Raw genomic sequence first — 24,306 nt, forward strand, 5'->3', positions numbered from 1 at the left:
ATCAGAATGAATGCCGGGGAACGGCCCGTTCGTATTGCGGCGGCCACGCAATGTCGTGGCCCAGTTCGAAGGCGGCCCGCAGCCACCAGTGCGGGTCCCGCAGCGCTGCCCTGGCAATGAGGACGCCGTCAGCCTGTCCCGTGGCAAGGGCGTGTTCTGCCTGCCCGGCGGAGGTGAGCAGGCCAACGGTCCCGGTGGCCACTCCGGCTTCCTTGCGGATGGCGGCGGAAAACCCGGTCTGGTAGCCGGGGCCGGCCTTGATGTGCTGATGAGCCACGGCACCCCCGCTGGAAACGTCGATGAGGTCCACCCCGTGTTCGGCTGCCTGCCGGGCCAGGCGCACGGAAGCGGCAAGGTCCACACCGCCGTCCGCCCAGTCGCTGGCGGAGATCCTCAGGAGCAGCGGCATGGACTCCGGAATGACCGCCCGTACCGCGTCCACCACGGCGAGCATCAGTCGGTTCCTGCCGGCTTCGTCCCCGCCCCACTGGTCGTCGCGGGTATTGATCAGCGGGCTTTGGAACTGATGGAGCAGGTACCCGTGGGCGGCATGGATTTCCATGGTGTCGAAGCCTGCGTCCAGGGCACGTCCGGCAGCCGCGGCGAAGTCGCCGATGACGCCGCGGATCTGTTCCTCCGTCATCGCGGCGGGAACGGCATAGCCGTCAAAAGCCGATGCCGAGGGACCCACAGTGGTCCAGCCGCCGTCGGACTCCGGTACGCTGCCCTGCCTGCCGGAAAACGGCCAGTAGGTGGATCCCTTCCTGCCGGCATGGGCGAGTTGCACGCCGATCTTGGCCTCCGCCGGGCCGTGGCGGTGCACGAAGGACGTGATCCGCTGCCAGGCCTCGGCCTGTGCGTCGTTGTAGAGCCCGGCGTCCCGGGGACTGATCCTGCCCTCGGCGTTGACGGCCGCTGCCTCGGTGAGGATCAGCGCTGCGCCGCCGGCCGCGAAGGACCCCAAATGCATCAGGTGCCAGTCGTTCGGCACGCCGGGGGCGTCGTCGGGATCGCAGCTGTACTGGCACATGGGTGAGACCCAGCCCCGATGCTGGAGCTCCAGCCCCCGGAGCTTCAGCGGCTGGAACAGTGCCGGCACTAGAAGAGGACCCTCGCGAGTGCCTGGCGCGCCTTGCCCACCCGCTCGTCCGCAGACCCCACCACGTCGAACAGCTCCAGCAGGCGGACGCGGGCAGTTTCACGTTCCGGGCCGAAGTTCCTGCCGATGAAGGTGACCAGCCGGTTCAGCGCATCCTCCACGTGGCCGCCTGCCACATCCAGGTCCGCCACGCCCAGCTGCGCCTCAAGGTTGTCCGGTTCGTTGGCCGCCAGCGCCCGCAGGTCTTCGCTGTCCTGCGCGGAGAGCGGCTGCAGCCTGGCCATCAGCTCCACCTGGGCCAGGCCGGCCTTCGCCTCGTGGTCCGCGGGCATCTCGGTCAGTGCCTGGCGGTAGGCATCGGCTGCTGCGGCGTAGTCCCCCGCCTCGATGGCGTCAAAAGCCGCCTGGTGCAGCGGCGGCAGGGGCGCGGGGGTGTCGTCTTCAGCGGCACCGGCACCCAGGCTGCCGGTCACGCCGTTCGCCGCAGCCACCTTCAGCAGTTCGTCAAAGAGGCTGCGGACCTGCTGTTCGTCTGCGCCTCCCTGGAAGAGCGGTACGGGTTGGCCCTTGAGGACGGCCACCGCGGTGGGCACGGCCTGCACCTGGAAGGCCTGGGCCAACTGCGGGAACGCCTCGATGTCCGCGGCGCCGAGGACCAGGCGGCCGCCGTAGCTTGCCACCACCCGCTCCAGGACGTCCAGCATGGTTGCGGACTCCGGCGAGTAGGAGGCCCAGAGCGCAAAAACAACCGGCACCTGCGCTGACAGCTCCACCAGCTGCTGGAAATTGCCTTCGGTGACGTTGACTTTCAGTTCCGGCGAGCCAGGAGCATCGGGGGCTCCGCCCTGCGGCGTTCCGGTCCCGGCCGGGGACGCGGGGCGCTGCTTCAGCGTGGAAAGGTCGACGGCGCCGCGCAGGTTAAGCAGGTTGGCAGCGGCAGGAGGGACTGGGCGGGAAGCTGGCGAACTCATGCTTTCCACTCTAGCCACTCCGGCCGCTGCCGGGGCTACTGAAGGAACCGGGGTTACTTGAAGCTGGCCCCCGTCAGTCCGCGGGTCGCAGCGACGAGCTTCATCGGGTCGGTTGACCCTGCCGGCGGCACGTACACGGCCACGGACTCGGCGAAGGTCAGGACCATGCCGGTGGTGGTTTCCTTGCCGCCGGCCAGGGCTGCGGCATCGTCACCAATGGTGAGCTTGTCACCTGCGGCCTTGGGGGTTCCCTCGAAGCCGAAGTTGATCCGGCCCAGGACCAGGGCGCCGCCGTCAGCCGTCCGGAAAACAACCGTATTTTCCGGAGCCACCTTGTGGGTGAAGGAGAAGTTGCCGTTCTCGCCGGCCTTCACCACCTCGGCCTGGTAGGACAGGGTGTCCGCAATGTACGGCGAGGACTCCCCTTCCACGAGCTTGTCCTTGTAGGCGGACTCAGCGGTGGTCAGTCGGTCGGCAAGGCCGGACATGGCCTCCTCGCCGCTGTAGAGCAGGCCGGTCTTGTCTCCCGCGGCCAGGGTCTCCGTGCCGTCCCGGTTGATGGTGGGGAAGGTGGTTCCGGGCTGCAGCGGGTTGGTTTCCACCAGCTTGTAGTTCTCGCGCGGAGAGGGCTGGACCAAGGTCAGCAGCTGCGGCACCACGTTGCCGTCGCCCTGGGTCACCGCCATAACGGACCTCGGCCACTCGCGGTCGCTGGTCACCACGGTGGTGAGCAGCTTGGTGGAGCGGACCGGCATGCGGGGCTCGTAGGAGCCCACCTGGGAGCGGATCTTGTAATTCTGGGTGCGGACCTCAAGCTCAGTGCCGCCCACGCGGTCCGCGAGCTTGGCCGCATCCTTTGCGGCATCGCCGGCGTCAACGGCGCTGGAAACCTGTTCCAGGATCCTGCGGAACTGGGCATCCAGCAGGACGGGCGGACCGGACTGCCCCTGCGCGGCAGGCGAAGCTGCGGAAGACGGATCCGGGGAAGGCGCCGGCGATGTGGCGCTGGCGGCGGCACCGGTTCCGGCCACGACGGCAACGGCCACTACTCCGGCGGCCGCCATGGTTACCCGCGAGGACCGTGCCTCATTGCGGGCCCGGGCGCGCTGCGCAAAGCCGCTGCCCTTGCCGTCGCCTTCGCCGTTGCGCTTGCGGGCGGAGAGCAGGGCCAGGGCGATTCCACCCAGGATCAGCAGCGAGCCGAGGATGATCAGCGGGATGGCCCACGGGGTGGACGTGTCGTTGGGGAACGTCATGGAAACGGTGGCCGGCGCCGGCTTGGTTCCGTCGGAGGCGAGCAGGAGGGTCCAGTCGCCGTCCGCCGGTGCTGTCCACGAGTATTCAAGCTCGCTGCTCGCATTCTCGGTGGAAACCCAGAGGTCCGAGCCGGCCGGGTTGGGCGCGGTGGCTTCGCCGTCGGCGTGTTCAACCAGCAGCGACTTCTCGTCCCCGGACACGCCGGTGATGGTGTTGTGCGCAGTCTGGCCCACCCACGCCTCCACGTCGTCCGGCCGGCCCGCTGCCAGGAGGAAGTTGCCGTCGCCCTCGATCTTGATCTTGACGGTCCCGCCGTGAAGGGTGCGCAGGTTTTGGTCGATCACGGTCAGCGGGGCCTCGGCAGCATCCACCGGAGCGGCGGCCGTAAAAGTCTCGGAGGGGGCCCAGATGGTTCTCTGGCCGATGCCGGCCAGAAGTGTCAGGAGGCCGAGCAGCACGAGTGCGACTGCAGTCTTTAAACGCAAGGGAACACCTATCATCAGCGGGGGTTTCCTTTCAATAGTATCCGTTTTGTTATCGAAGGCCCGGATCGGGGCTTCTGCGAGGACCGCCAGCGGGTCGCCGGCCGGGCCGTTCCGCTGCTGTTGACAAGGCTGCTGATAGTGTTTGCGATGATCATCACACCGGCCCGCCGACGCGGTGCCATCAACGGAACAGGCCCTTAAAACCAGTGACTGACAAGACGGACGAATCCTCCGCGGCGCCAGAGAACCCGGGGGGTGGGCAGCCGCCGGCAGCCGCTCCGCAGGGTCCCGCAGCTGCCCGCCGGAAGAGGCCCGCCGCGGCCGCCCTCGGGCTGCTGCTTCACCGCCTGCGCCAGCCACTCCCCGGCGCCCAACCCAGGCTCCGGTTTGAAATGCCGCCGGAGTACTCCCGCCAGAACGGGGAAGACGCCAGCCGGGACAGCGCGGTACAGCCGCAGTTCGGCAGCCCCGGCCCCCGGATCTCGCCGCAGCATCCCCTTTATCTGGGCTTCATGGGCACGGTGGGCGTGGGACTTGCCCTGCTGGTCTACTGGATCGGCTCCAACACCACGCAGCTGCTGCTGTGGATTGTGGCTGCGCTGTTCATCGCGCTGGGGCTGGAACCTGTGGTCGGCTGGCTGGAAAGCCGGAAGATCCCCCGCCCCGCCGGAATCCTGGTGTCCGTCACGGTGCTGATAAGCGCCGTCGTCGGCTTTTTTGCCACGCTCATTCCCACCATCGTGGAGCAGGTCACCCAGATCGTCGAGCAGGCACCGGTGTGGATCCGGGACTTCATCGACTCCGACTTTTTCCGCAGCCTGGATGACCAGTTCGGCGTGCGCGACCGGATCACAGAGGAACTGGAGAAGTTCGTCAACGACCCCGCCGCGATGGGCGGGATTTTCGGGGGCGTGGTGGGCTTTGGCTCCACCGTGGCCAACGGCCTCTTCGGCACCCTGATCGTCCTGGTGTTGAGCCTGTACTTCCTCGCTGCGCTGCCCGCAATGAAGAAGTGGGGCTACCGGCTGGCGCCGCGTTCCCGGCGGCACCGCGTTGAAGCGCTGTCCGAGGAAATCACCCGATCGGTGGGCAACTACGTGATCGGCCAGGCGGTGGTTGCCCTCCTGAACGCCACCTTCGCCTTCATCGTGATGTCCATCGTGGGCATCCCTTTCGCCCTGCTGCTGGCGTTCGTGGTGGCCCTGCTCGCGTTCATTCCGCTGGTAGGCGGCATGATCGCGGGGATCGTGGTACTGCTGGTTTCGCTCACCGAGGGCTGGCAGGCGGCAGCGGTGTACGGGATCTGCTACTTCGCCTACTTGCAGTTCGAGGCCTACTTCATCTCGCCGCGCATCATGCAGAAGGCCGTGGCGGTCCCCGGCGCCGTGGCCGTCATTTCAGTCATTGCCGGCGGCAGCCTGCTGGGCGTGCTCGGCGCGCTGATCGCCATTCCGACGGCGGCCGCCGTCCTGCTGCTGGTCAGGGAGATCTACATCGTCAGGCAGGACCAGCACTAAGTGTGCGTCACTGGACCCGGCCCCAGCCGTTCCCTAGGCTGACGCTGTTGCCGCGGGCCCGTTCCATTCGTGCGGCAGTCCGGCAGCGCCCGATCCCGCCTCGGTGACGTCATCCACAATTTCGTTGAGCACCCGGGAGGCGTACTTCTCCCCCACCCACAGGTGCTTGGCGCCGTCCACGCCCACCACGCGGGCCTGCGGGACCAGGCTGAAGCGGGCTCCGGCCTCGTCCGGCTTGAGGAAGTCATCGTGCTCCGGCACCAGGACCGTGAGCGGCTTTCCTGATGCGGCCCAGAGGCGCAGGTGCTCATCTGTGGCGCGGTGCAGCGGGGGCGAGAGCAGGACCGCGCCCTCAACCAGGGACGCCACGGGTTCCACGGCTCCGTACATCAGGGCGAGTTCCGTGCCGAAGGACCATCCCACCAGCCAGCGGTTGGGCAGGCCGCGTTCGACGGCGAAGCGCACCGCGGCCTCCATGTCATGGCGTTCCCCGACGCCCTCGTCGAAGGCCCCGCTGCTGGTTCCGTGCGGGGACGTGGTTCCGCGGGTATTGAACCGCAGCACGGCGATGCCGGCAAGCGCCGGCAGCCGGTAGGACGCCTTGCGGTAGACATGCGAGTCCATGAAGCCGCCGTGCGTTGGAAGGGGATGCAGGGTGATCAACGTGGCATTCACGGGGCCGGATTCCGGCAGCGCCAGCTCGGCCACCAGGGTGTGTCCGTCTTCCGTGTCCAGCTTCACCAGCTCGCGTTTGGCGGGCAGCACGGTTGAGGCACGGATGGGAGCGGGCCCTGCGGCCTGGTGGAATTCGTACGACGCCGGATCAAAAGTCATGCCTGCCAGCTTAGCGACAGCGGGCGCATCTTTGCCCGCCCGTCAGCGGTAGCGGTAACTGCGCGACATCCAGCAGTTGGTGTGCCAGTGCCGCCGTTCGGCCAGGCCGGCCGCGGCCCCGAACAGGTGGTCATCCTTCCAGACCACCAGGTGGGCGACGCCGGGCAGCACCGCGGTGGAGCATTCGGGGCAGATGTAGGTTTTCTCGGCGTTTTTGGCGGTCATGGTGCGGACCATCCATTCGCCGTCGGGCGCAGTCTCCCGCCGCACGATGCCGGCACGTGCGCGTTCGAGGTCGAGTTCGGGGACGTCCTGGCCGCCCTTCTTTCCGGCGCCCGCTCTTCCGGACCCGGAACCCTTTCCGGAAACGGGACGGCGGGGGCGGTTGGAGCGCGGCATGCCTCCATTCTGCCCCAGCGGCGGGCCGGCAGGCTCCTCAACCGGCCGGAGCCGGCCGCAGCCGCCCGGACACGGCCGGCGGAGCCTGCACCCGGCAGACGGTAGTCTGTACGGCGTGCGACTTGTCATAGCCCGATGCTCCGTTGATTACGTTGGCCGGCTCAAAGCCCATCTGCCGCTTGCCACCAGGCTCCTGCTGGTGAAGGCCGACGGCTCCGTCCTGGTCCACTCCGACGGCGGTTCCTACAAACCGCTCAACTGGATGAGCCCGCCGGCCACGCTCAGGGTGATTTCCCCCGAGGACGTGGACCTCGAACTCGGGGTGGTGGAGCAGTGGACCGTCCAGTCCGCCAAAACCGACGACCGGCTCATCATCAACATCCACGAAAAACTCGACGAGTCCTCCCACGACCTCGGCGTGGACCCCGGGCTGATCAAGGACGGCGTGGAAGCGGACCTGCAGCGCCTGCTGGCGGAACAGATTGAAACACTGGGAGCCGGCTACTCCCTCATCCGCCGGGAATACTTCACCGCCATCGGCCCGGTGGACATCCTTGCACGCGACGCTGAGGGCGCCACTGTGGCCATTGAGCTGAAGCGCCGCGGTGACATCGACGGGGTGGAACAGTTGACGCGGTACCTCGAACTGCTCAACCGCGACCCCCTCCTTGCCCCGGTCCGCGGGATTTTTGCGGCCCAGCAAATCAAGCCGCAGGCAAAGGTCCTTGCCAACGACCGCGGGATCGACTGCGTGACCCTGGACTACGATGCCATGCGCGGCGTTGACGACAGCGAGTCACGGCTTTTCTGACTGCAGGGCCAAGGTGTTCAAACCCCGGTTGAATAAGCTCCTGACATGCGCATTAACCTGTCTTTTGCCGAAAATTTGTCCGTTTCCCCGTGCAAACCGTTGACCTGCGGGAACGGGCATGAAATTCTTGTCTCAGTCTTTGTGTAGGTGTTTTTCATGCTCGCAAGACATGTTGCGAGCGCGAAGCTCCTGCAACGCCGCTTCCCTTTCCGGGACGGTAATTCAGGATTCTTCTCGCGGAGTGACCAAGGCCGGCACGAGGTGTGCCGATCTTAAAAAGTTCCATAATGAGGAGAAATAAATGGCACAGGGAACCGTCAAGTGGTTCAACGCTGAAAAGGGCTTCGGCTTCATTACCCCGGATGATTCGGATGGGGACGTTTTTGTCCACTACTCCGAAATCCAGACCGGCGGCTTCAAGACCCTCGACGAGAACCAGCGCGTTCAGTTCGAAATCGGCCAGGGCGCCAAGGGTCCCCAGGCTACCGGCGTAACGCTGGTCTAGTCCCGCATTCCGGCCGCAGCTGCGGCCGGGCAGCGAAACAATGGTCCCCGGCAATTATGCCGGGGACCATTGTTGTTAATCAGGACGGCTATTTCACCAATTTGCGCACCAGGCGGGCGCCCTGCGGAAGGGAAAGCCCGGGCAGGTACGCGCGGGTCAATGCCCGGCCGATCGCCGGCAGATACAACGCGTCCTGGTAATACAGGTAAAGCGCACGGTATTCGGGTTTGAAGCGCGACTTGAATGCGGCCAGGGAGCGGAATCCGTAGACGGGTTCCAGTGCGTGCCCCACGAGGTCGAGTATCCGGACCAGGTTGTCCGCTTCGCCTTCACCGGGGGCCTCAGAACGGGGTCCGTCACCGGCAGGGGATTCGGGAAGGCTGGCCAGCGGTGAGCCCGAGAGCGAGATCACCTCAACCGAACTGCGCAGCTCAAGCACGGCAGAGGCGATGAGGAATTCCATGACCCCGGGAAATCCGTCGGCGCCGCGGCGCATGACGTCGAGCGTCCTGCTGACCAGGACCCCGCCGTCATAAACCGGCAACCAGCTGGTCACCCCGTGGACCGTGCCGCCGGCATCCACGGCAAGGCAGCACAGCACCTCCGGGTCGTCGAGCTCGTCGATGCCGCCGAGGGTAAAACCCATTTCGGGAACGGTCTTTCCGGCCGCCCATTCCTCGGAGACCTCGATCAGCTTGGACCGTAGCGCCGGCGGCAGGGACTGGTACGTTCCCCAAACAGCCTGAACCCCCAGCTTGGCTGCCCTGTTCAGTGCGGTCCGGACGTTCTGCCACTCCTTGCCCTTGAATTCGAGTTCACGGACGGCCAGCCGGGTCTCCTGGGCAACGGCAACCCTGGAAAAACCGCGTTCCCGCAGCATCGGCCAGAGCGAATCATCGCAGGAGTAGAGCGCAGGGATGAGGCCTTCGTGGCTGCAGTAGTCAAGGAAACCCTCGGTCACCCGCCCTTGTGCAGTTGGCGGCCCGAAAGCGCCGCCCAGTGTCAGAGCCACGCTGCCGTGCCGCTGGAACGCCACGGCGCCGCGGCCGTCGGGGCTGAACCAGTACGTGTTGGGTTCCCACAGCGCCATCCAGGACAGGGGTCCGCCGCCCTGGTGGAGCAGGGCGCGTGCTTTGATCCTGTCCTGCCGTCCGGAGTCGTTGCCGTGGTGGCCGCTGAGCAGGGCCCACCACACGCTGACCAGCGCGACAACCCAGAACACGGGTCCGGAATAGGCAAAGAGCACCGCTTCCAGGTTGTTCCGGTCGGCGAACACCCGGTGGTAGTACTGCGGGATGGGAACCGGGACGTACTGGCGCGCAAGCTCTGCAAAGAGCGCCAGGATGCCGCCGTCGCGTAGCAGACCGCCGGCCCAGAACCAGGCCGCCGCGTATGCTCCGGCGAGGACAAGCCATGTTCCTCCCACGACTGCGGCCAGCGTCCGGCGGGCAGCAGGCCGCGTCTGGACGCGGAACTGGCGCCGGTTGAGCCACAAAAGGACCGCCAGGAGCAGGGGGACGAACACCAGGGGAAGCACATGGGCAAACGCCGAGGCCATGGGTGTGGCGGACGCGCTGTGCGGCCTGGACGGGATCAGTGCGAACAGGGCAAGATAGACGCCGGCAAGGGCTGTGACCGCAAGCTGGATGACTATGGCGATGTTCAGGGCCAGGCGCCGGCCGCGGCGCATGCCGTCCGCACAGATCAGCAGCAGGATGACCGGAACCACCGCAAGCGCGAGTCCGAAGGGCCCGGCAAAGCCTGCCCGGCCCGCTTCAAGGCAGGACGACTCCACGGTTGCGCCGCAGTTGAACTCCAGTTGGCTCAGGGTTGGCATCGGGTTGAGGACTACGTCGCGCAGGAGCGCCAGCGGGCCTGTGGGTGACCTGGCGATTCCGGTGAGGATGGGCCCCACCGCAAAGACTGCCACCGTCAGGGCCAGCAGGTTCCGTGCTTCGCGGCCGGTTGACCGGTGCCGGTGGAGCTGGCCGCGATCACCCTGGATCCACCAGCCGGCCAGGAGTCCCAGGATGGCACCGATCAGGCCGATCACCGTTTCTGCATGCCCGATGTACAGCACCAGCAGCAGGGAGATGGACAGCACAGCTGTCCGGAGCCGCCGTTGCCAGAGGACCGGCAGCCGGCCGGAGGCTGCCAGACCTGCCGCGAGGACTGCAGGGTAGGGTCCGATCAGGATGTCGTCGGCCATCCGGTCGAGCCACCCGTCCCCCACGTATCCCGCCAGTTGCGTGATCAGCAGGAAGAGCGTTACGGCACCGAACTGTCCTCCGAAAAAGAAGGCGGCCGCTGCGACGGTTCCCAGTTTCCGCTCGGCAAGCCCCAGCAGCAGGAGGATCATCAGCGACGCGGAAATATAGGCCAGCGGGTTCGTGGCGAAGAAGAGGCTGGTGAACAGGCACCACCAGTTGCCGGCCCGCAGCCCCGGCCCGCTGACGCCTGCCCCGTCCAGCAACTGCTCCGGGGGCCCGGCAAGGAAACTGCCGGTGACAGCACCGGTGGCGAGGAACACGAGCAGGACCGCCACTGAGAAGGGCATTGACTTCAGGGCACTGATGGCACGGTCGAGTGTCGGGCGGACCACCGTTGCCCAGGCGAGCGATCCTGTCCGGACCTTATGTCCCGTTGTCATTGCCCCATCCCCCAGCGGGCGGCCAGGAACTCCAGGGCATCGGCAAGGCGCTTGGAGGACGTGTCCCAGGAGTGGCCTGTTTGTTCCACCTCGTAGGCGCGGACGTCAAAGCCGGCCTCCCGTGCCGCGGCGGCCAGAGTACGGAGATAACCCACAAATTCTGGGTCGTTCTGTCCGGCAGTCAAGTACAGGCCGCTGGATTCGAAGCGCTGTTCCTTCATGATGGCCAGGGGGGTTTGCCGCTCAAATTCCTCCGGCCTCCCCGGAAAGGCAGCGTCAATGGTTTTTTGCCGCTCCTTGGCGATGGCCGGTTCAGCTTCCCCGGAGAACGAAAGGACAGCCGGAAAGAGATCCGGGTGCCGGGTTCCCATCTGCAGGGCACAGGTGCCGCCAAAGGAAAAGCCGCCAATGGCCCACCGACTATGGTTGGTGTCCACGGCCAGGGTGGAACTGATCCAGGCCGGCACGTCATGTGACAAGTAGGTGTCAGCCTGCGCTATCTGGCTGTCCATGCACATGGTGTTGGCAGACTGCGAGCCGTTGGGATCGGGGATCACCACCACCGGTGCCAGGCCGCCGTGCGCCGCCGCAAAGGAATTCATGTGCCCGCCCAGGGCACCGCCGGTCAGCCAGTCCGCGGGGCCGCCCGGCTGTCCGGCGATCAGGACCAGCACCGGCAGGGCTGGCCGGTTTTTGGCGAAGTAGGCGGGCGGCAGGTAGATGTACGCGTCCCGGGCGCTCATCCCGGACTTTTCCCCCGGGATGAAGGCCTTCCGCAGCTCGCCTTCGGCAGGGACGTCCCCTTGCGGCACCCACCCGCGGAGGGTAGCGCCGTCGGACTGTCCCGGCTGCCGCATCAGCTCCTGCTCCAGCGTCGGGATCCTCGCGAGTGCTGTGCCGAAGAGATCGCTGACCGTCTTGTTGAGGCCAAAATAGGCGTTGATCTGCACTGCCGAAAGTGCCGTCACCAAAAGGGCGGCCACCAACCCGGCCGCACGCCGGCGCCACGTGTTTCGGGGCATCCTCAGGAGGAGGAGGATCAGGGCGGCCACGCCGGGCACCACCCACAGGAGGACGGTATCGGGAATGTTCTCCGGGAAGATCGAGAAGACGTTGATGAGAGCCCAGTGGATGGAAGCCACGAGGGCGAAGGCGGCAGCCGCGGCCGCAATGACTTTCAAGAACCAGCTCCGCCTGGCGACGGCGGACGGGGGCAGCAGCAGGTACGCGGCACCGGCCACCCCAAGGCCGAGGGAAGCCCAATATAGCGGCCCGTCGATGAGCCGGATGTCGAAGAACCAGTCCACGTTGGCTAGCGCCAAGTCCCAATGCCGATGACCGGGCCGGCTTCCAGCCAGGAAGAGAGGCCCGTGTAGGCGTCGAAGTTCATGGCGAGGCGCATGTCCTGGCCTTCGTACCGCAGTTCAACAATGACGACGTCGGGCTGCACCTTGACAGCCTCGGCCTCCGTGGGCGTCCGTCGGCCGAGCAGTTCCAGGGAATGCCGTTTGAACTTGTGCTTTGGCCGCACGCTAAGGGAGAGCAGCCGGAACCATTCAAGGTCGTTGTCCTGATAACGACAAACCCCCATCTGCCAGCTGTTTCCAGCCATGCAAATGGAGGCGTCCACCGTGCCGAGGGCACGCCGCAGATTGAAGCGGCGCACCCCCGAAAGGCACAGTGCAAATATCAGCAATCCAAAAGCGACTGCCAAGGCGATGAACAGACCCGGTGCGTCCATCAAAGTGATGCTAGCGGATCCCAGCGGTAGCCGAGCCGCCCAGCTGGGCGTTGTCAGCAACGATAACCACACGGTTGTTGTCGACGGAGAAGAACCCGCCGTCAACCTCTACCGCAATCCGGTCTCCCGAAACCGGCTGGATGGCCAGTTCACCCTCGGCCAGGATCGCCAGCAGGGGCGAGTGGCCGGGCAGGATTCCGATTTCACCATCGCTGGTGCGGGCCTTGACCATCTTGGCCGCTCCGGACCACACAAAGTGGTCCGCTGCGACAATCTCAACCTCAAGCTCAGCCATATTACTTGGTCTGTTCCTGGATCTTGGCCCACTGGCGCTCTACGTCATCCAGGCCGCCGACGTTGAAGAACGCCTGCTCTGCGATGTGGTCGAGCTCGCCATCGCAGATGGCGGAGAAGCCTTCGACGGTGTCCTTGATGGAAACCGTGGAACCTTCGACGCCGGTGAACTGCTTGGCGGTGTAGGTGTTCTGCGAGAGGAACTGCTGGATGCGGCGTGCACGCGACACGACGATCTTGTCCTCTTCGGAGAGTTCGTCAACGCCGAGGATGGCGATGATGTCCTGGAGTTCCTTGTTCTTCTGCAGGATCTGCTTGACACGGACAGCCGTGTTGTAATGGTCCCTGCCGATGTACTGGGGGTCCAGGATGCGGGAGGTGGACGTCAGCGGGTCAACTGCCGGGTACAGGCCACGGGAAGCGATTTCACGGGAAAGTTCCGTGGTCGCGTCCAGGTGCGCAAAGGTAGTTGCCGGGGCCGGGTCGGTGTAGTCATCCGCGGGGACGTAGATGGCCTGCATCGAGGTGATGGAGTGGCCCTTGGTGGAGGTGATGCGCTCCTGCAGGAGGCCCATCTCATCAGCCAGGTTCGGCTGGTAGCCCACGGCGGAGGGCATGCGGCCGAGGAGGGTGGAGACCTCGGAACCTGCCTGCGTGAAGCGGAAGATGTTGTCGATGAAGAGCAGCACGTCCTGGTTCTGGACATCGCGGAAGTACTCCGCCATGGTCAGCGCGGACAGGGCCACGCGGAGGCGCGTTCCCGGCGGCTCATCCATCTGGCCGAACACAAGGGCGGTGTCCTTGAGGACGCCTGCCTCTTCCATTTCAACCCAGAGGTCGTTGCCCTCACGGGTACGCTCGCCGACGCCGGCGAATACCGAGGTACCACCGAAGTTGCGGGCCACACGGGTGATCATTTCCTGGATCAGAACGGTCTTGCCCACGCCGGCGCCGCCGAAGAGGCCGATCTTGCCACCCTTGATGTAGGGGGTGAGGAGGTCGATGACCTTGATGCCGGTTTCCAGCATCTCGGTGGAGCCTTCGAGCGAGGCGAAGTTCGGTGCCTTGCGGTGGATCGGCCAGCGTTCGCTGATGTCCAGTTCCGACTCTGCAACGTCCAGGGGCTGGCCCAGCACGTTGAAGATGTGGCCCTTGACGCCGTCGCCAACGGGTACGGAGATGGGGGCGCCGGTGTCCACTACGTTGGTGCCGCGGACCAGTCCGTCGGTAGCCTGCAGGGAGATGGCGCGAATGAGGTTGTCGCCCAGGTGCAGGGCGGTCTCGAACGTGATGGTCTTGGTTACACCGTTGAGAGTAATCTCGGTGGTGAGGGCATTGTAGATGGACGGGATTGCGTCAGCCGGGAATTCGACGTCGACAACCGGGCCGATTACGCGCGCAATGCGGCCGGTGGCACCGGACGTTGCGGCTACGTGTTCGGTAGCAGTGGCAGTCATCTCTCTCACTTCACTCAGTAGATGGCGTGGGTTTAAGTTTATCTGTGGTGGTGCAGGTCCTGCGGAATCCGACCTGCTGCAGGCTAGGACGCGAGGGCGTCGGCGCCGGCAACAATCTCGGAAAGCTCCTGCGTAATTTCAGCCTGGCGGGCCGTGTTGCGCAGACGCGTGTACTTCTTGATGAGGTCCGTGGCGTTGTCGCCGGCGGACTTCATGGCCCGCTGGCGTGCAGCAAGCTCCGAAGCCGCAGCCTGCAGCATGGCCGCGAAGATGCGTGACTCGATGTAGCGCGGCAGCAGGGCATCAAGAACCTGCTCGGTTTCCGGCTCGAATTCGTACAGCGGCAACAGGTCCGATTCAGAAGCGGCCTGCTCTTCCACTACTTCCAGCGGAAGCAGGCGGATGACAGTGGGCTCCTGGGTAACCATGGACTTGAAGCGGGTGTACACCACGTGGATCTCGTCCACGCCGCCCTCTTCGTAGTCGGTTGCGAACTCGGACAGCAGTGCTTCGCCGATTTCGCGCGCGGTGGCGAATTCGGGTGCGTCCGTCCCTCCGGTCCAGACCCGTGCGTATTCACGGTTCCGGAAATCGAAGTAGGCCTGGGCCTTACGTCCAACGACGTACGTCTTGACTTCCTTGCCTTCTTCGTGGAGCAGCTCGATGAGACCTTCCGCCTGCTTGAGCACGCTGGCCGAGTACGAACCCGCCAGTCCACGGTCCGCGGTAATTACCAGGACAGCGGCACGGCGGATCTGATCCGGCTCGGTGGTCAACGGGTGGTCGATTTCGCTTTGAGTTGCGACAGCAGAAACGGCGCGTGTGATCGCGTTCGCGTAAGGCAGTGAAGCTGCTACGCGCGCACGGGCCTTGCCGATGCGCGAGGTAGCGATCAGTTCCATCGCCTTGAAGATCTTGCGCATCGACGTGGTCGAGCTGATCTTCTGGCGGTAGACCCGGATCTGGGCTCCCATACTTATCCTTTCCTAACATTCCTTAGACCGGATGCGCCGGGCCCTTGGGCCCGGCACATCCGGCCAGCGGAACTAGCGCTTCTGCTTGACGATTTTTTCCTGGTCGACTTCGCCCTCGGAGATGGCTTCATGCTCCTCGTGGCCGGCGCCTACCAAGCGGTCGTCGCCCTCGCCGAAGAAACCCTTCTTGAAGTCCACGATGGCGGACTTCAGGGCTGCTGCGGTGTCGTCGTCCAGCACATTGGTCTGCGCCAGCGTGGTGAGGATCGAGGACTTGTGCGTCAGGTGCTCCAGGAACTCGGACTCGAAGCGGCTGATGTCCTCAACCGGAACGTCGTCCAGGTAGCCGTTGGTGCCGGCCCAGATGGACACAACCTGGTTCTCCACCGGGAACGGCGAGTACTGGCCCTGCTTGAGCAGTTCCATCAGGCGGGCGCCACGGGTCAGCTGCTGGCGGGATGCGGCATCCAGGTCCGACGCGAACATGGCGAATGCCTGCATGTCGCGGTACTGGGCCAGATCCAGCTTCAACGTACCGGAGACCTTCTTCATGGACTTCACCTGTGCGGCGCCGCCCACGCGGGAAACGGACACACCAACGTCGACAGCGGGGCGCTGGTTGGCGTTGAAGAGGTCCGACTGGAGGAAGATCTGGCCGTCGGTGATGGAGATGACGTTGGTCGGGATGTAGGCGGACACGTCGTTCGCCTTGGTCTCGATCAGCGGCAGGCCCGTCATGGAACCGGCACCCAGTTCGTCGGACAGTTTTGCACAACGCTCCAGCAGGCGGGAGTGCAGGTAGAACACGTCGCCCGGGTAGGCTTCGCGGCCCGGCGGGCGGCGGAGCAGCAGCGACACTGCACGGTAGGCCTCGGCCTGCTTGGAGAGGTCATCGAACACGATGAGGACGTGCTTGCCGCCGTACATCCAGTGCTGGCCGATAGCGGAACCTGCATACGGTGCCAGGTACTTGAAGCCTGCGGGGTCGGATGCCGGAGACGCCACGATAGTGGTGTACTCCAGTGCGCCGTTGTCCTCGAGGGTCTGGCGGATGGCGGCGATGGTGGACGCCTTCTGACCGATGGCCACGTAGATGCAGCGGACCTGCTTGGTCACATCGCCCGAAGCCCAGTTGGCCTTCTGGTTGATGATGGTGTCGATCGCAATGGCCGACTTGCCGGTCTGGCGGTCGCCAATGATGAGCTGGCGCTGGCCGCGGCCGATCGGGATCATGGCGTCGATGGCCTTGAGTCCGGTCTGCATCGGCTCGTGCACCGATTTGCGCTGGGTCACGCCGGGAGCCTGGAGCTCCAGCGCGCGGGTGGTTTCGGCCTTGATCTCGCCGAGGTCGTCGATGGGCGTGCCCAGCGGGTCGACAACGCGGCCAAGGAAGGCGTCGCCCACGGGAACGGACAGAACCTGTCCGGTGCGGTGGACTTCCTGGCCTTCTTCGATGCCGGTGAAGTCGCCGAGGATGATGACGCCGATTTCGCGGACGTCGAGGTTCTGGGCCAGGCCCAGCGTGCCGTCCTCAAAGCGAAGCAGCTCGTTCGCCATGACCGAGGGAAGGCCCTCAACACGGGCGATGCCGTCACCAGCGGTAGATACGCGGCCGACCTCTACGCGTTCTGCGTTTCCGGGTTCGTAGGACGCCGCGAACTCGTTCAGCGCAATACGGACGTCGTCGGCGTTGATGGTCAATTCGGCCATCTGCAGTCCCTGCTCTCCTGTTTTGTGATCACCGTTTCCGGTGACCGGGGTTTCTATCAGTTAGGTTGTGCTTGTCCGGCTAGCCGGCCAGCTGGCGCTGCAATTGGCCCAGCCTGGCGAGGACCGAAGCGTCGAGCACTTCGTCACCAACCTGGACACGGATGCCGCCAATAAGTGACGGGTCAACATTGAGGTTGACCTTCAGTTCCCGCCCGTACATGGCATTCAGGCCCGCCTGGAGGCGGTCAAGCTGCGTCTGCGTCAGGGGACGGGTCACGCTGACCGTTGCAATCCAGCGCTGCTGCCGCTTGGCCGCCAGTTCGGCGAACCGCTGAACCAGCCGCGTGGGCTTGATGCCGCGGGGCTGGGTGACGGCCTGCGAGATGAGGACTTTAGCTTCCTCGCTTGCAGCTGGCACCAGCTTCGCGGCCAGTGTGGCCTTGGCCGCAGCACTGGCCTGTGGTTCGGACAGAGCACGTTGCACCTCGTGGCTGGAGGCAACGGCCTGGTTGAAGGAGAACAGATCGTTTTCCAGTTCTTCCAGGCCAGTGATTCCGGAGGCAGAAACGGCCGACTTGTTTTCAGCAACGGAAATGACCACCGTTGCGGCAAGAGTCTCGAGTGCATCGCCGATGTCACGGGCCGTTGCCCAGCGCGAGCTGGCCAGTCCGCCCGCGATCTCTGCAGCATCAGCGGAGACTTTCCCGCCAACCAGCTGCTTGACCAGCGCCGACTTTTCGTCACCGTTGCGGGACGGGTCAGTCAGGGCGCGGCGCAAGCCAGCCGAGCTGTCCACCATTCCCAGAATTCCGAAGAGTTCCTTTGCCAGCTGCAGCGACGCGGTGGGAAGTTTGGCTTCCAACTCTGCCAGCGCTGTTGCCAGCGATTCGCTCGATACGCCTGCCATTACTTAGCTGCACCTGCGTTCTGGGTCTCCAGATCTGCCAGGAAACGGTCCACGACCCGTGCTGCACGCTCGTCGTCGCTGAGCGCTTCGCCGACAATCCGGCCCGCCAGGGTGGTGGCCAGGGTGCCGACCTCGGAACGCAGGGACACAACGGCCGCCTGGCGCTCGGACTCGATCTGTGCGTGGGCCTGGGCCGTGATGCGGGCAGACTCTGCAGCTGCCTTCTCCTTGAGATCCGCGAGGATCTGGGCACCTTCGGCGCGGGCTTCCTCACGGATGCGGTTGGCTTCGGCGCGGGCGTCGGTCAGCTGCTGCTTGTACTCTTCGAGTGCAGCAGACGCCTCAGCCTGGGCCTTTTCAGCCTTTGCAATGCCGCCTTCGATGGCCTCGGCACGCTCGGCGAAGGTCTTTTCGAACATCGGGACAACGAACTTGACCACGATGAAAAAGAGGATGGCAAAGCCCACGAAAACAACGCCCATTTCCCAGATATTGGGAACCAGGGGGTTGACTTCGCCCTCAGTGGCGGCTGAGATGATCAGCTGATTCATATTTCACCCGTCCTTATCTACTCGGTTCTGTAAGTTCGCTTCGCTCTAAGGACTAGAGAACGAAGGCGAAGACCAGGCCGAGGATGGCGAGGGCTTCGGTCAGCGCAAGGCCGAGGAATGCGATCGGCTGCAGGACGCGCTGTGCTTCCGGCTGGCGTGCAACGCCGTTGATGTAGGCAGCGAATACGAGACCAACACCGATACCACCGCCGATTGCGGACAGACCGTAACCTACGAGGTTGAGATTGCCTTCCATTTTTATTCCTTTCAAGATGCCACCCATGTGGCAGGTTGTTTGGTTTGCTCTATCCCCGCGAGGGGAAGTCTTAGTGCCCGGCGGCGGGTTGCCGGCAGGCAGGGTGCCTAGTGGCTGTCGGCGTGAAGTGCGCCTTCGATGTAGATCGCAGTCAGCAGGGTAAAGACGTAGGCCTGCAGGACCATGATCAGGGCTTCAAGCATGTACATGGCGATCGCCCCGGCCAGGACCAGGAGCGAGGTTCCCTTGAGCAGGAGGTTCTCCTGCATGACGAGGAACTCGATGCCGTAGCCGGCGATCATCACGATGAGGTGGCCTGCGAGCATGGTGGCGAACAGACGGAGGCTGTGCGTAACAGGCCGGACCAGGAAGTTGGAGATGATCTCGATCGGGATGACGATCGGAAGGATGAACCACGGAACACCGGAGGGCACGGTGGCCAGCTTGAAGTAACGGAGTCCGTTCTTCTTGACGCCGATGGCGATCCAGGTGACGTAGACAATGCCGGCCAGCACGTAGGCGCCGCCCACGTGCGAGAACGTGGGGAGCTGGAAGAACGGGATGGCCCCGTAGATGTTGTTGACCAGGATGAAGAAGAAGAGGCTGAACAGCAGCGGGACGTACTTCATGAAGTCCCTGCCGCCGATGATGTCCTTGGCGATTCCGTTCCGGACGAAGCCGTAGGCGGCCTCTCCGGCGAACTGGAGCTTGCCGGGTACCAGCTGCTGCTTGCGTGCGGCAAGCACGAAGAAGACGGCGATAAAGACGACAGAGAGGAGGACCAGCAGCATCTGCTTGGAGAATCCTTCTGCGGCACCCCACGGCAGGATTGCCGGCAAATGCATTTCGTTAATACCAGGAGGAGTAAACTCTCCTGAATCTTGGGCCGGGAGCGCAAGCGCGATCAACGCGTTTCCTCTCTGCAGTGTCCATCATTGGGCGTTGGGCGGGGACCGGCAGCCGGAAGGCCTGCTGTTCCCCCTGTGAAATTATTTGGCATTAGTGTCGCCGTCCTGGGACGGCCCGCTGGAAGCACGGCGCTCCCCAGCATTGTTTCGAGAACTGGTAAGGCCATGCATGTGGGAAAGGTAGAAACCTCCGACGGCTCCAAGCAGGGCGCCTGCGAGCACGATCCAGCGCGTTCCCCACACGTAATCCAGTCCCCACCCTATCAAACTCCAGACGATGATTCCGCCAATGATGTAGCTGAATACGGCCATGCCGGCGTTGTATCCGCCGCTGGTTCCGTCGCTCGATACACCGGGGGCAGAACCGCTCGATCCGCTGTTCCCGTTGCGGCCTTTGTTGGGCTTCTTCGGATCACGCATCATGGTTTTCCTTGTTCGGGCTCGTTGTAGATCTGCAGGCGCGCCTTGCTGAAACCGTAGATTTCAGCAGCCTGCCACAGGACCACTGCGCTCACCGCTCCGGCCACAAACCAGCGCCCTTGCAGCCACTGCGGAGCCCCTACGACGAACAGCACGACGGCGAAGCCGACCACCTTGACGAAGTAGGTTGCCACGAACATGCCGATGGCGCCCGAAGGGTTGCCGCGGCCCACGAAATGTCCCACCAGGAGGCTGATTCCGAAGAACAGCATGACCAGCAGGCCGCCCGCGGTACTGGACAGGGCGGCGTTCACGCCCTGCAGAAGCACGGCTGCGGCCGCGCAGAGGAGCAGGCCGGCGGCAGAGGCAATCGAGCTCAGCTTGAGGAGGTGCAGCCAGAGCGACGGAGTGGGGCCGGATGCGCCAACACTTCCGTTGCCGGACGGAGGTCCGGACTCGGCGTTGGAGGTCATTCGATCCCAATCGTCGGCACCAACAGGCGGTTCGCCGGCAGGCAGGTTTGGAGGGGCAGCTTTGGCTGCCCCTAAATTCTACACGAGATAGAAATAATTGGCATCGAGGTTACGCCCGCGTCTCTTCGCCGCGCCGGGCAAGGTACGGCCAGGCGGTGACGAGGCCCATGACAAGGGTGGCGAAGAGGTCCACAGCGAGCACCACCTGCCACGGGAAGATGGCGAAGGCCAGTCCGCCGAAGGAGAGGATGCCGGTCCAGAGGTACATCAGGATCACCGCGGTGCGGTGCGAGTAGCCGATGTCCAGCAACTTGTGGTGCAGGTGGCCCTTGTCCGCGGACCAGGGCGAGCGTCCGCGGGCGGTGCGCCGCACCACGGCCAGGCCCAGGTCCAGCAGCGGCAGGAAGAGGACGGCGAACGGAAGCAGGATGGGAATCACGGTGGAGATACCGTTGGCCCTGTCATACAGACCCGAGGTGATCTGTCCGGTGGACACGACGCCGGCAGAAGCCATCAGCAGCCCGATCAGCATCGCACCGGAGTCGCCCATGAAGATTTTGGACGGAAACCAGTTGTGCGGGAGGAAGCCCAGGCAGCTGCCCACCAGGACGGCGGTGATCAGGGTGGCGAGGTCCGAATAGTCCAGCAGCACGGCGTTGCGGTGCACCCAGTATGCGGTGAAGAAGAACGCGGTCCCGCCGATGATGGCCACGCCCGCGGCGAGGCCATCCAGGCCGTCGATGAAGTTGAAGGCGTTCATCGTGGTGACGATCAGCCCCGCGGTCAAGAGCACCCGTACCGTCTCGTTTTCGAGGTAGATCGCTTCCGGCACCCAGGGGACGATGGTCATCTGGACTCCCCAGATGGCCACCGTAAGGCCCGCGGCGCTTTGCCCGATGAGTTTCACCCACCAGCGGATGTCCAGCAGGTCGTCCGCCACGCCCACCAGGACGATGACGGCAGCACCGGCAAGGACGCCCCAGGGGGAGAAGTTATTGCGGTAGATGTCCTTGACGAAGAATGACTGGCTGGCAACAATCAGCGCAACCATCACTCCGAGGAAAATCGCCACGCCGCCCAGCCGCGACACCGGGATCGAATGCATGTCGCGGCTGCGGATGGGCAGGTGCAGTTCCAGCCGGTGGCCGACGACCCGCGCTGCCCAGGTGGCCGCGTAGGACACGATGGCAGCCGTCAGCCCCATCAGCAGGTACATGATCATGGGGCGGGGGCCGTTTCAGGGGGGAGGCTGAAGCAGGGCAACCGTGCCGGCAGCTGGTCCTTGGTCGAGGGGCTCACTGGCCGGGAATCTGTTCTTCGATAAATGAAACTTCTCCGTCGCCGAGCGCGCAGCAGGCAGTACGCATTTCCGTATGCGCAGTGCCATACAAAACGCAGTGTCTTACAAAACGCAGTGTCTTACAAAACGCAGTGCCTTACAGGGCTGTATTACAGTGGACTCTAGTCAAAGATACTAGCGCCAACAGCATCATGGCTTCGCGCCACACGGCGCAGTGCGAGCGGGGAAATCCCTGTCAGCCATGCTGAAAGGACCCCAATGACCCCCCGCATAGCCGTCGCTGCCGTGACCTTCGACCGGCCCAATGAACTGGCTGTCCTGCTGGATGCGATCAACGCGCAGAGCGCACCCGTGGAGACGATCTGCCTGGTGGACAGCGGCACGGCCCCGGCCGCGGACGTCGCCGCCAAGCACCCGAATGTCGACTACGTCCGCTCGGAAGCAAACCTTGGTGGAGCAGGCGGATTCGCCCTGGCGGCGCTGAAGGCCGTGGCCAGCGGTGCCACATGGATCTGGATGATGGACGACGACGCCGAGCCGGCTGATCCGGAATGCCTTGCAACGCTGGTGCGTGAGGCTGAGGCACGGGACCTGGAAGCGGTGGTTCCGCTGGTGACGGCGCCGGGCCAGCCCGACCGGCTTTCCTTTTTCTTCCGCCTGGACGGCAAGGTCACGCACAGCCGCGCCGAGGTGGAAAAGCTGGGCTTCCTGCCCAACGACGGCCACTTCTTCAACGGGGCGCTGATCCGTTCCGACGTCTTCTTTAAAGTGGGCCTGCCCGACATGCGGCTCTTTATCCGCGGCGACGAGGTTGACTTCACCATCCGTCTTCGCAAGGCGGGGATCAGGTTCGGCACGGTGACCACTACCGCCATCACCCACCCGCACGCGTTTTCGGAGACCCAGCATGTGTTCGGCGCCGGCTGGCACGTCATTGTTCCGGAATCGGCCTTCAAGCGGTACTACTACTACCGGAACCGCGGCTATCTGATCCGCCGGTACTTCCGCGTCAGGTCCTTCGTTGCGGATGTGGGCGGCTATCTGAGCTACTTCCTGCAGCGCCGGGACCTTCACGGCTTCCTGGGCTGGGCCAGGTCCTTCACCGCCGGCCTCCGGGGCAAGGGGTTCGCGCCGCTGGAAGACCAGAAGTTCTAGGCTGCGGTTCCTAGCTCCTGCGCGCCAGCCCCTGGCGCTTCAGCCCGCGGGCGGCCAGGAGCCACAGCAGCACCCAGGGCTCGCCAAGCACGCGGTACGCCACGCGGCGGGGATGAAGCAGCAGGCGCCACGCCCACTCCAGTCCCAGCCTGCCCAGCCACCGGGGGGCGAGCTTCTGGAAGCCGGCAAGCTGTTCGATCGCTCCGCCTACGGCGCAGTAGACCGCCGGCGGCATCTCGCCGAGGCGCCGCTGCAGGACTTTTTCCTGCAGGGGCATGCCAAGTCCGATCAGGACCAGCTGCGGCTGCTGCCGGTGGAGCCAGGCCACAGCTTCATCCTCAAGCGCGTCATCCCAGCCCTCCCCCGGAAAGCCTGCAACCTTTGCGCCGGGGACGATTGACTGCAGCTTCCTGACGGCGCCGGCGTTGGCCTCCGCACCGGCGCCAAGCACGGCAATCCGCTCCAGTCCCCGCACCTGGTCCAGCGCCGGAAGCCAGTCAGTCGAGCCCAGCCTGTAGTCCATGACGGGGCCTTCAGCCTTGCCTGTCCTCCCCCACAGCCAGAGCACGGGAGCCCCGTCCAGCAGGACCACGTCGCTCCGCTGGTAGAGGTCGCGGAAGCCCTCATCCGAGAGGGTCAGCGTGACGCTGTGGAGGTTATGGCCCAGCACCGTCCGGGTGGAGCCTTCCTGGACGTAGCGGCTGAGTTCCGCCACCAGTTCCGGAACGCGCAGCGGGGTTGCTTCAACATCCAGCACCGGGACCTGCTGGCGGTCCAGTGCCATCAAGATTCAGTGTCCCGCGCCGGCGCCGGGGTTGCGGGAGCGGGGGGTTCGACGGCGGAGGACCCTGCCGGGGGCTGGACCGACGCGGCGGCCTGCTCCTCCGCCACGGGAGCCGCAACCGCAGGCGACGCGTCAGCGGGTCCTGCATCCACCGGTTCCTCTTCAGCCATGGGGATCTCCCCCAGGCCCAGAACACCCGGAACGTGCTCCCGGAGCTGGTCAAGGCTTACGGCACCGTTGCGGACCACGCGCAGGTGCGGCCCCGTGGCGTCAACAATGGTGGAGGGCACGGCGTCCTGGCCTTCCTGCGGCCGGAAGCCTCCTTCCAGGTAGACCTCCACGGAATCGGCAAGCTGCTCGCGCGCGGCGGCGGCCGTCTGACCGGGCACGTGGCCCGTCCGGTTCGCAGAGGATACGGCGAGCGGCCCGGTGAGGGTCAGCAGTTCCTGGGCGATCTCGTCGTCAGGCATGCGCAGTGCCACCGTCCCCTTGGTCTCACCCAGATCCCAGTCGAGGGACGGCTGGGCGTGCAGGATCAGGGTCAGGCCGCCCGGCCAGAACGCCTCCGCAAGCTTGCGGGCGTCCGGGGACACATCCGTAGCCAGTCCATCAAGTGCATTGATCCGCGGGATCAGCACGGGCGGTGGCATGGTGCGGCTGCGTCCCTTGGATACCAGCAGCATGGTCACGGCCTGGGGCGAAAAGGCGTCGGCGGCAATGCCGTAAACAGTGTCCGTGGGAAAGACCACGCACTTCTTCTCGCTGATGGCCCGCTGGGCGTGCTCCAGCCCCTTGGCGCGCTCGTCGTCACTGGTGCAGTCGTAGGTAGTGGTCACTCGCCTATTCTT

25 protein-coding genes are annotated in these 24,306 nt (G+C 64.9%); 4 read left to right on the forward strand and 21 right to left on the reverse strand.

Going from position 1 to position 24,306, the window contains the following annotated elements; translation table 11 throughout:
• Nucleotide 1: 1 nt before the first annotated feature.
• Genes SMD14_RS12560 through SMD14_RS12570 form a run of 3 tightly spaced genes read right to left on the reverse strand, consistent with a single transcriptional unit; the run spans nt 2 to nt 3,827 of the window.
• Nucleotides 2–1,099, reverse strand: coding sequence for an NADH:flavin oxidoreductase/NADH oxidase (locus SMD14_RS12560; RefSeq protein WP_321213846.1), 1,098 nt, complete (start codon nt 1,097–1,099; stop codon nt 2–4).
• Nucleotides 1,099–2,070 carry a tetratricopeptide repeat protein gene (locus tag SMD14_RS12565; protein ID WP_321213847.1) on the reverse strand — a complete coding sequence of 324 codons (972 nt, stop codon included), beginning with the start codon at nt 2,068–2,070 and terminating at the stop codon, nt 1,099–1,101. The genes SMD14_RS12560 and SMD14_RS12565 overlap by 1 nt, the downstream gene beginning before the upstream one ends.
• Nucleotides 2,071–2,123: 53 nt before the next feature.
• Nucleotides 2,124–3,827: a hypothetical protein gene (locus SMD14_RS12570; RefSeq protein WP_321213848.1), complete on the reverse strand. Its 1,704-nt coding sequence runs from the start codon at nt 3,825–3,827 to the stop codon at nt 2,124–2,126.
• Between the two features lie 191 nt (nt 3,828–4,018).
• Between SMD14_RS12570 and SMD14_RS12575 the strand changes: the two genes are divergently transcribed.
• Nucleotides 4,019–5,329 carry an AI-2E family transporter gene (locus tag SMD14_RS12575; protein ID WP_321213849.1) on the forward strand — a complete coding sequence of 437 codons (1,311 nt, stop codon included), beginning with the start codon at nt 4,019–4,021 and terminating at the stop codon, nt 5,327–5,329.
• A 33-nt stretch (nt 5,330–5,362) separates the two neighbouring features.
• Here SMD14_RS12575 and SMD14_RS12580 read toward each other — a convergent pair whose 3' ends face one another.
• Nucleotides 5,363–6,163: an alpha/beta fold hydrolase gene (locus tag SMD14_RS12580; protein WP_321213850.1), complete on the reverse strand. Its 801-nt coding sequence runs from the start codon at nt 6,161–6,163 to the stop codon at nt 5,363–5,365.
• Nucleotides 6,164–6,205: 42 nt separating this feature from the next.
• Nucleotides 6,206–6,562, reverse strand: coding sequence for an ATP/GTP-binding protein (locus tag SMD14_RS12585; protein WP_157241840.1), 357 nt, complete (start codon nt 6,560–6,562; stop codon nt 6,206–6,208).
• A 115-nt stretch (nt 6,563–6,677) separates the two neighbouring features.
• Between SMD14_RS12585 and nucS the strand changes: the two genes are divergently transcribed.
• Nucleotides 6,678–7,373: an endonuclease NucS gene (gene nucS, locus SMD14_RS12590; RefSeq protein ID WP_321213851.1), complete on the forward strand. Its 696-nt coding sequence runs from the start codon at nt 6,678–6,680 to the stop codon at nt 7,371–7,373.
• Between the two features lie 301 nt (nt 7,374–7,674).
• Entirely contained in the window at nt 7,675–7,878 is a 204-nt protein-coding gene (locus SMD14_RS12595) for a cold-shock protein (protein WP_011692441.1), read from the forward strand.
• Nucleotides 7,879–7,966: 88 nt separating this feature from the next.
• Here SMD14_RS12595 and SMD14_RS12600 read toward each other — a convergent pair whose 3' ends face one another.
• The 14 genes from SMD14_RS12600 to SMD14_RS12665 form a co-directional block, all read right to left on the reverse strand.
• On the reverse strand, nt 7,967–10,528 hold the full coding sequence (locus SMD14_RS12600) for a DUF2156 domain-containing protein (RefSeq protein WP_321213852.1): 2,562 nt from the start codon (nt 10,526–10,528) through the stop codon (nt 7,967–7,969).
• On the reverse strand, nt 10,525–11,835 hold the full coding sequence (locus SMD14_RS12605) for an alpha/beta hydrolase-fold protein (RefSeq protein WP_321216266.1): 1,311 nt from the start codon (nt 11,833–11,835) through the stop codon (nt 10,525–10,527). The genes SMD14_RS12600 and SMD14_RS12605 overlap by 4 nt, the downstream gene beginning before the upstream one ends.
• 5 nt (nt 11,836–11,840) lie before the next feature.
• Nucleotides 11,841–12,269 (reverse strand): DUF2550 domain-containing protein, encoded by a 429-nt coding sequence (locus SMD14_RS12610; protein ID WP_157241837.1) that lies wholly within the window; start codon nt 12,267–12,269, stop codon nt 11,841–11,843.
• Nucleotides 12,270–12,279: 10 nt separating this feature from the next.
• Nucleotides 12,280–12,564 carry a F0F1 ATP synthase subunit epsilon gene (locus SMD14_RS12615; RefSeq protein ID WP_157241836.1) on the reverse strand — a complete coding sequence of 95 codons (285 nt, stop codon included), beginning with the start codon at nt 12,562–12,564 and terminating at the stop codon, nt 12,280–12,282.
• 1 nt (nt 12,565) lies between these two features.
• A complete protein-coding gene (atpD, locus tag SMD14_RS12620) occupies nt 12,566–14,020 on the reverse strand; it encodes a F0F1 ATP synthase subunit beta (RefSeq protein WP_321213853.1) in 1,455 nt (484 codons plus the stop codon).
• Between the two features lie 83 nt (nt 14,021–14,103).
• A complete protein-coding gene (locus SMD14_RS12625; protein ID WP_157241834.1) occupies nt 14,104–14,994 on the reverse strand; it encodes a F0F1 ATP synthase subunit gamma in 891 nt (296 codons plus the stop codon).
• Nucleotides 14,995–15,066: 72 nt separating this feature from the next.
• Complete coding sequence (atpA, locus tag SMD14_RS12630; protein ID WP_321213854.1) at nt 15,067–16,704, reverse strand: F0F1 ATP synthase subunit alpha; 1,638 nt, start codon at nt 16,702–16,704, stop codon at nt 15,067–15,069.
• A gap of 79 nt (nt 16,705–16,783) precedes the next feature.
• Nucleotides 16,784–17,611, reverse strand: coding sequence for a F0F1 ATP synthase subunit delta (locus tag SMD14_RS12635; RefSeq protein WP_321213855.1), 828 nt, complete (start codon nt 17,609–17,611; stop codon nt 16,784–16,786).
• Complete coding sequence (locus tag SMD14_RS12640; protein ID WP_157241831.1) at nt 17,611–18,162, reverse strand: F0F1 ATP synthase subunit B; 552 nt, start codon at nt 18,160–18,162, stop codon at nt 17,611–17,613. The genes SMD14_RS12635 and SMD14_RS12640 overlap by 1 nt, the downstream gene beginning before the upstream one ends.
• Nucleotides 18,163–18,214: 52 nt before the next feature.
• The gene (atpE, locus tag SMD14_RS12645) at nt 18,215–18,418 is read right to left on the reverse strand and encodes an ATP synthase F0 subunit C (protein WP_009356484.1); all 204 of its coding nucleotides are present in this window, start codon (nt 18,416–18,418) and stop codon (nt 18,215–18,217) included.
• Between the two features lie 107 nt (nt 18,419–18,525).
• Complete coding sequence (gene atpB, locus SMD14_RS12650; RefSeq protein ID WP_321213856.1) at nt 18,526–19,326, reverse strand: F0F1 ATP synthase subunit A; 801 nt, start codon at nt 19,324–19,326, stop codon at nt 18,526–18,528.
• Between the two features lie 81 nt (nt 19,327–19,407).
• Entirely contained in the window at nt 19,408–19,746 is a 339-nt protein-coding gene (locus tag SMD14_RS12655) for a hypothetical protein (protein ID WP_157243091.1), read from the reverse strand.
• Nucleotides 19,746–20,219: a hypothetical protein gene (locus SMD14_RS12660; protein WP_321213857.1), complete on the reverse strand. Its 474-nt coding sequence runs from the start codon at nt 20,217–20,219 to the stop codon at nt 19,746–19,748. The genes SMD14_RS12655 and SMD14_RS12660 overlap by 1 nt, the downstream gene beginning before the upstream one ends.
• A gap of 109 nt (nt 20,220–20,328) precedes the next feature.
• On the reverse strand, nt 20,329–21,441 hold the full coding sequence (locus tag SMD14_RS12665; RefSeq protein WP_157241828.1) for an MraY family glycosyltransferase: 1,113 nt from the start codon (nt 21,439–21,441) through the stop codon (nt 20,329–20,331).
• A gap of 336 nt (nt 21,442–21,777) precedes the next feature.
• Here SMD14_RS12665 and SMD14_RS12670 point away from each other — a divergent pair, with 336 nt between their 5' ends.
• On the forward strand, nt 21,778–22,674 hold the full coding sequence (locus SMD14_RS12670) for a glycosyltransferase (RefSeq protein ID WP_321213858.1): 897 nt from the start codon (nt 21,778–21,780) through the stop codon (nt 22,672–22,674).
• Nucleotides 22,675–22,684: 10 nt separating this feature from the next.
• Here the strand turns inward: SMD14_RS12670 and SMD14_RS12675 are convergent, their stop codons facing one another.
• Both SMD14_RS12675 and SMD14_RS12680 read right to left on the reverse strand, forming a co-directional pair.
• Nucleotides 22,685–23,458 (reverse strand): WecB/TagA/CpsF family glycosyltransferase, encoded by a 774-nt coding sequence (locus tag SMD14_RS12675; protein ID WP_321213859.1) that lies wholly within the window; start codon nt 23,456–23,458, stop codon nt 22,685–22,687.
• The gene (locus SMD14_RS12680; protein ID WP_321213860.1) at nt 23,458–24,294 is read right to left on the reverse strand and encodes an L-threonylcarbamoyladenylate synthase; all 837 of its coding nucleotides are present in this window, start codon (nt 24,292–24,294) and stop codon (nt 23,458–23,460) included. The genes SMD14_RS12675 and SMD14_RS12680 overlap by 1 nt, the downstream gene beginning before the upstream one ends.
• Nucleotides 24,295–24,306: the final 12 nt, after the last annotated feature.

This window comes from Pseudarthrobacter oxydans, assembly GCF_034258515.1.
In the GTDB taxonomy this organism is placed as follows: Bacteria; Actinomycetota; Actinomycetes; order Actinomycetales; family Micrococcaceae; genus Arthrobacter.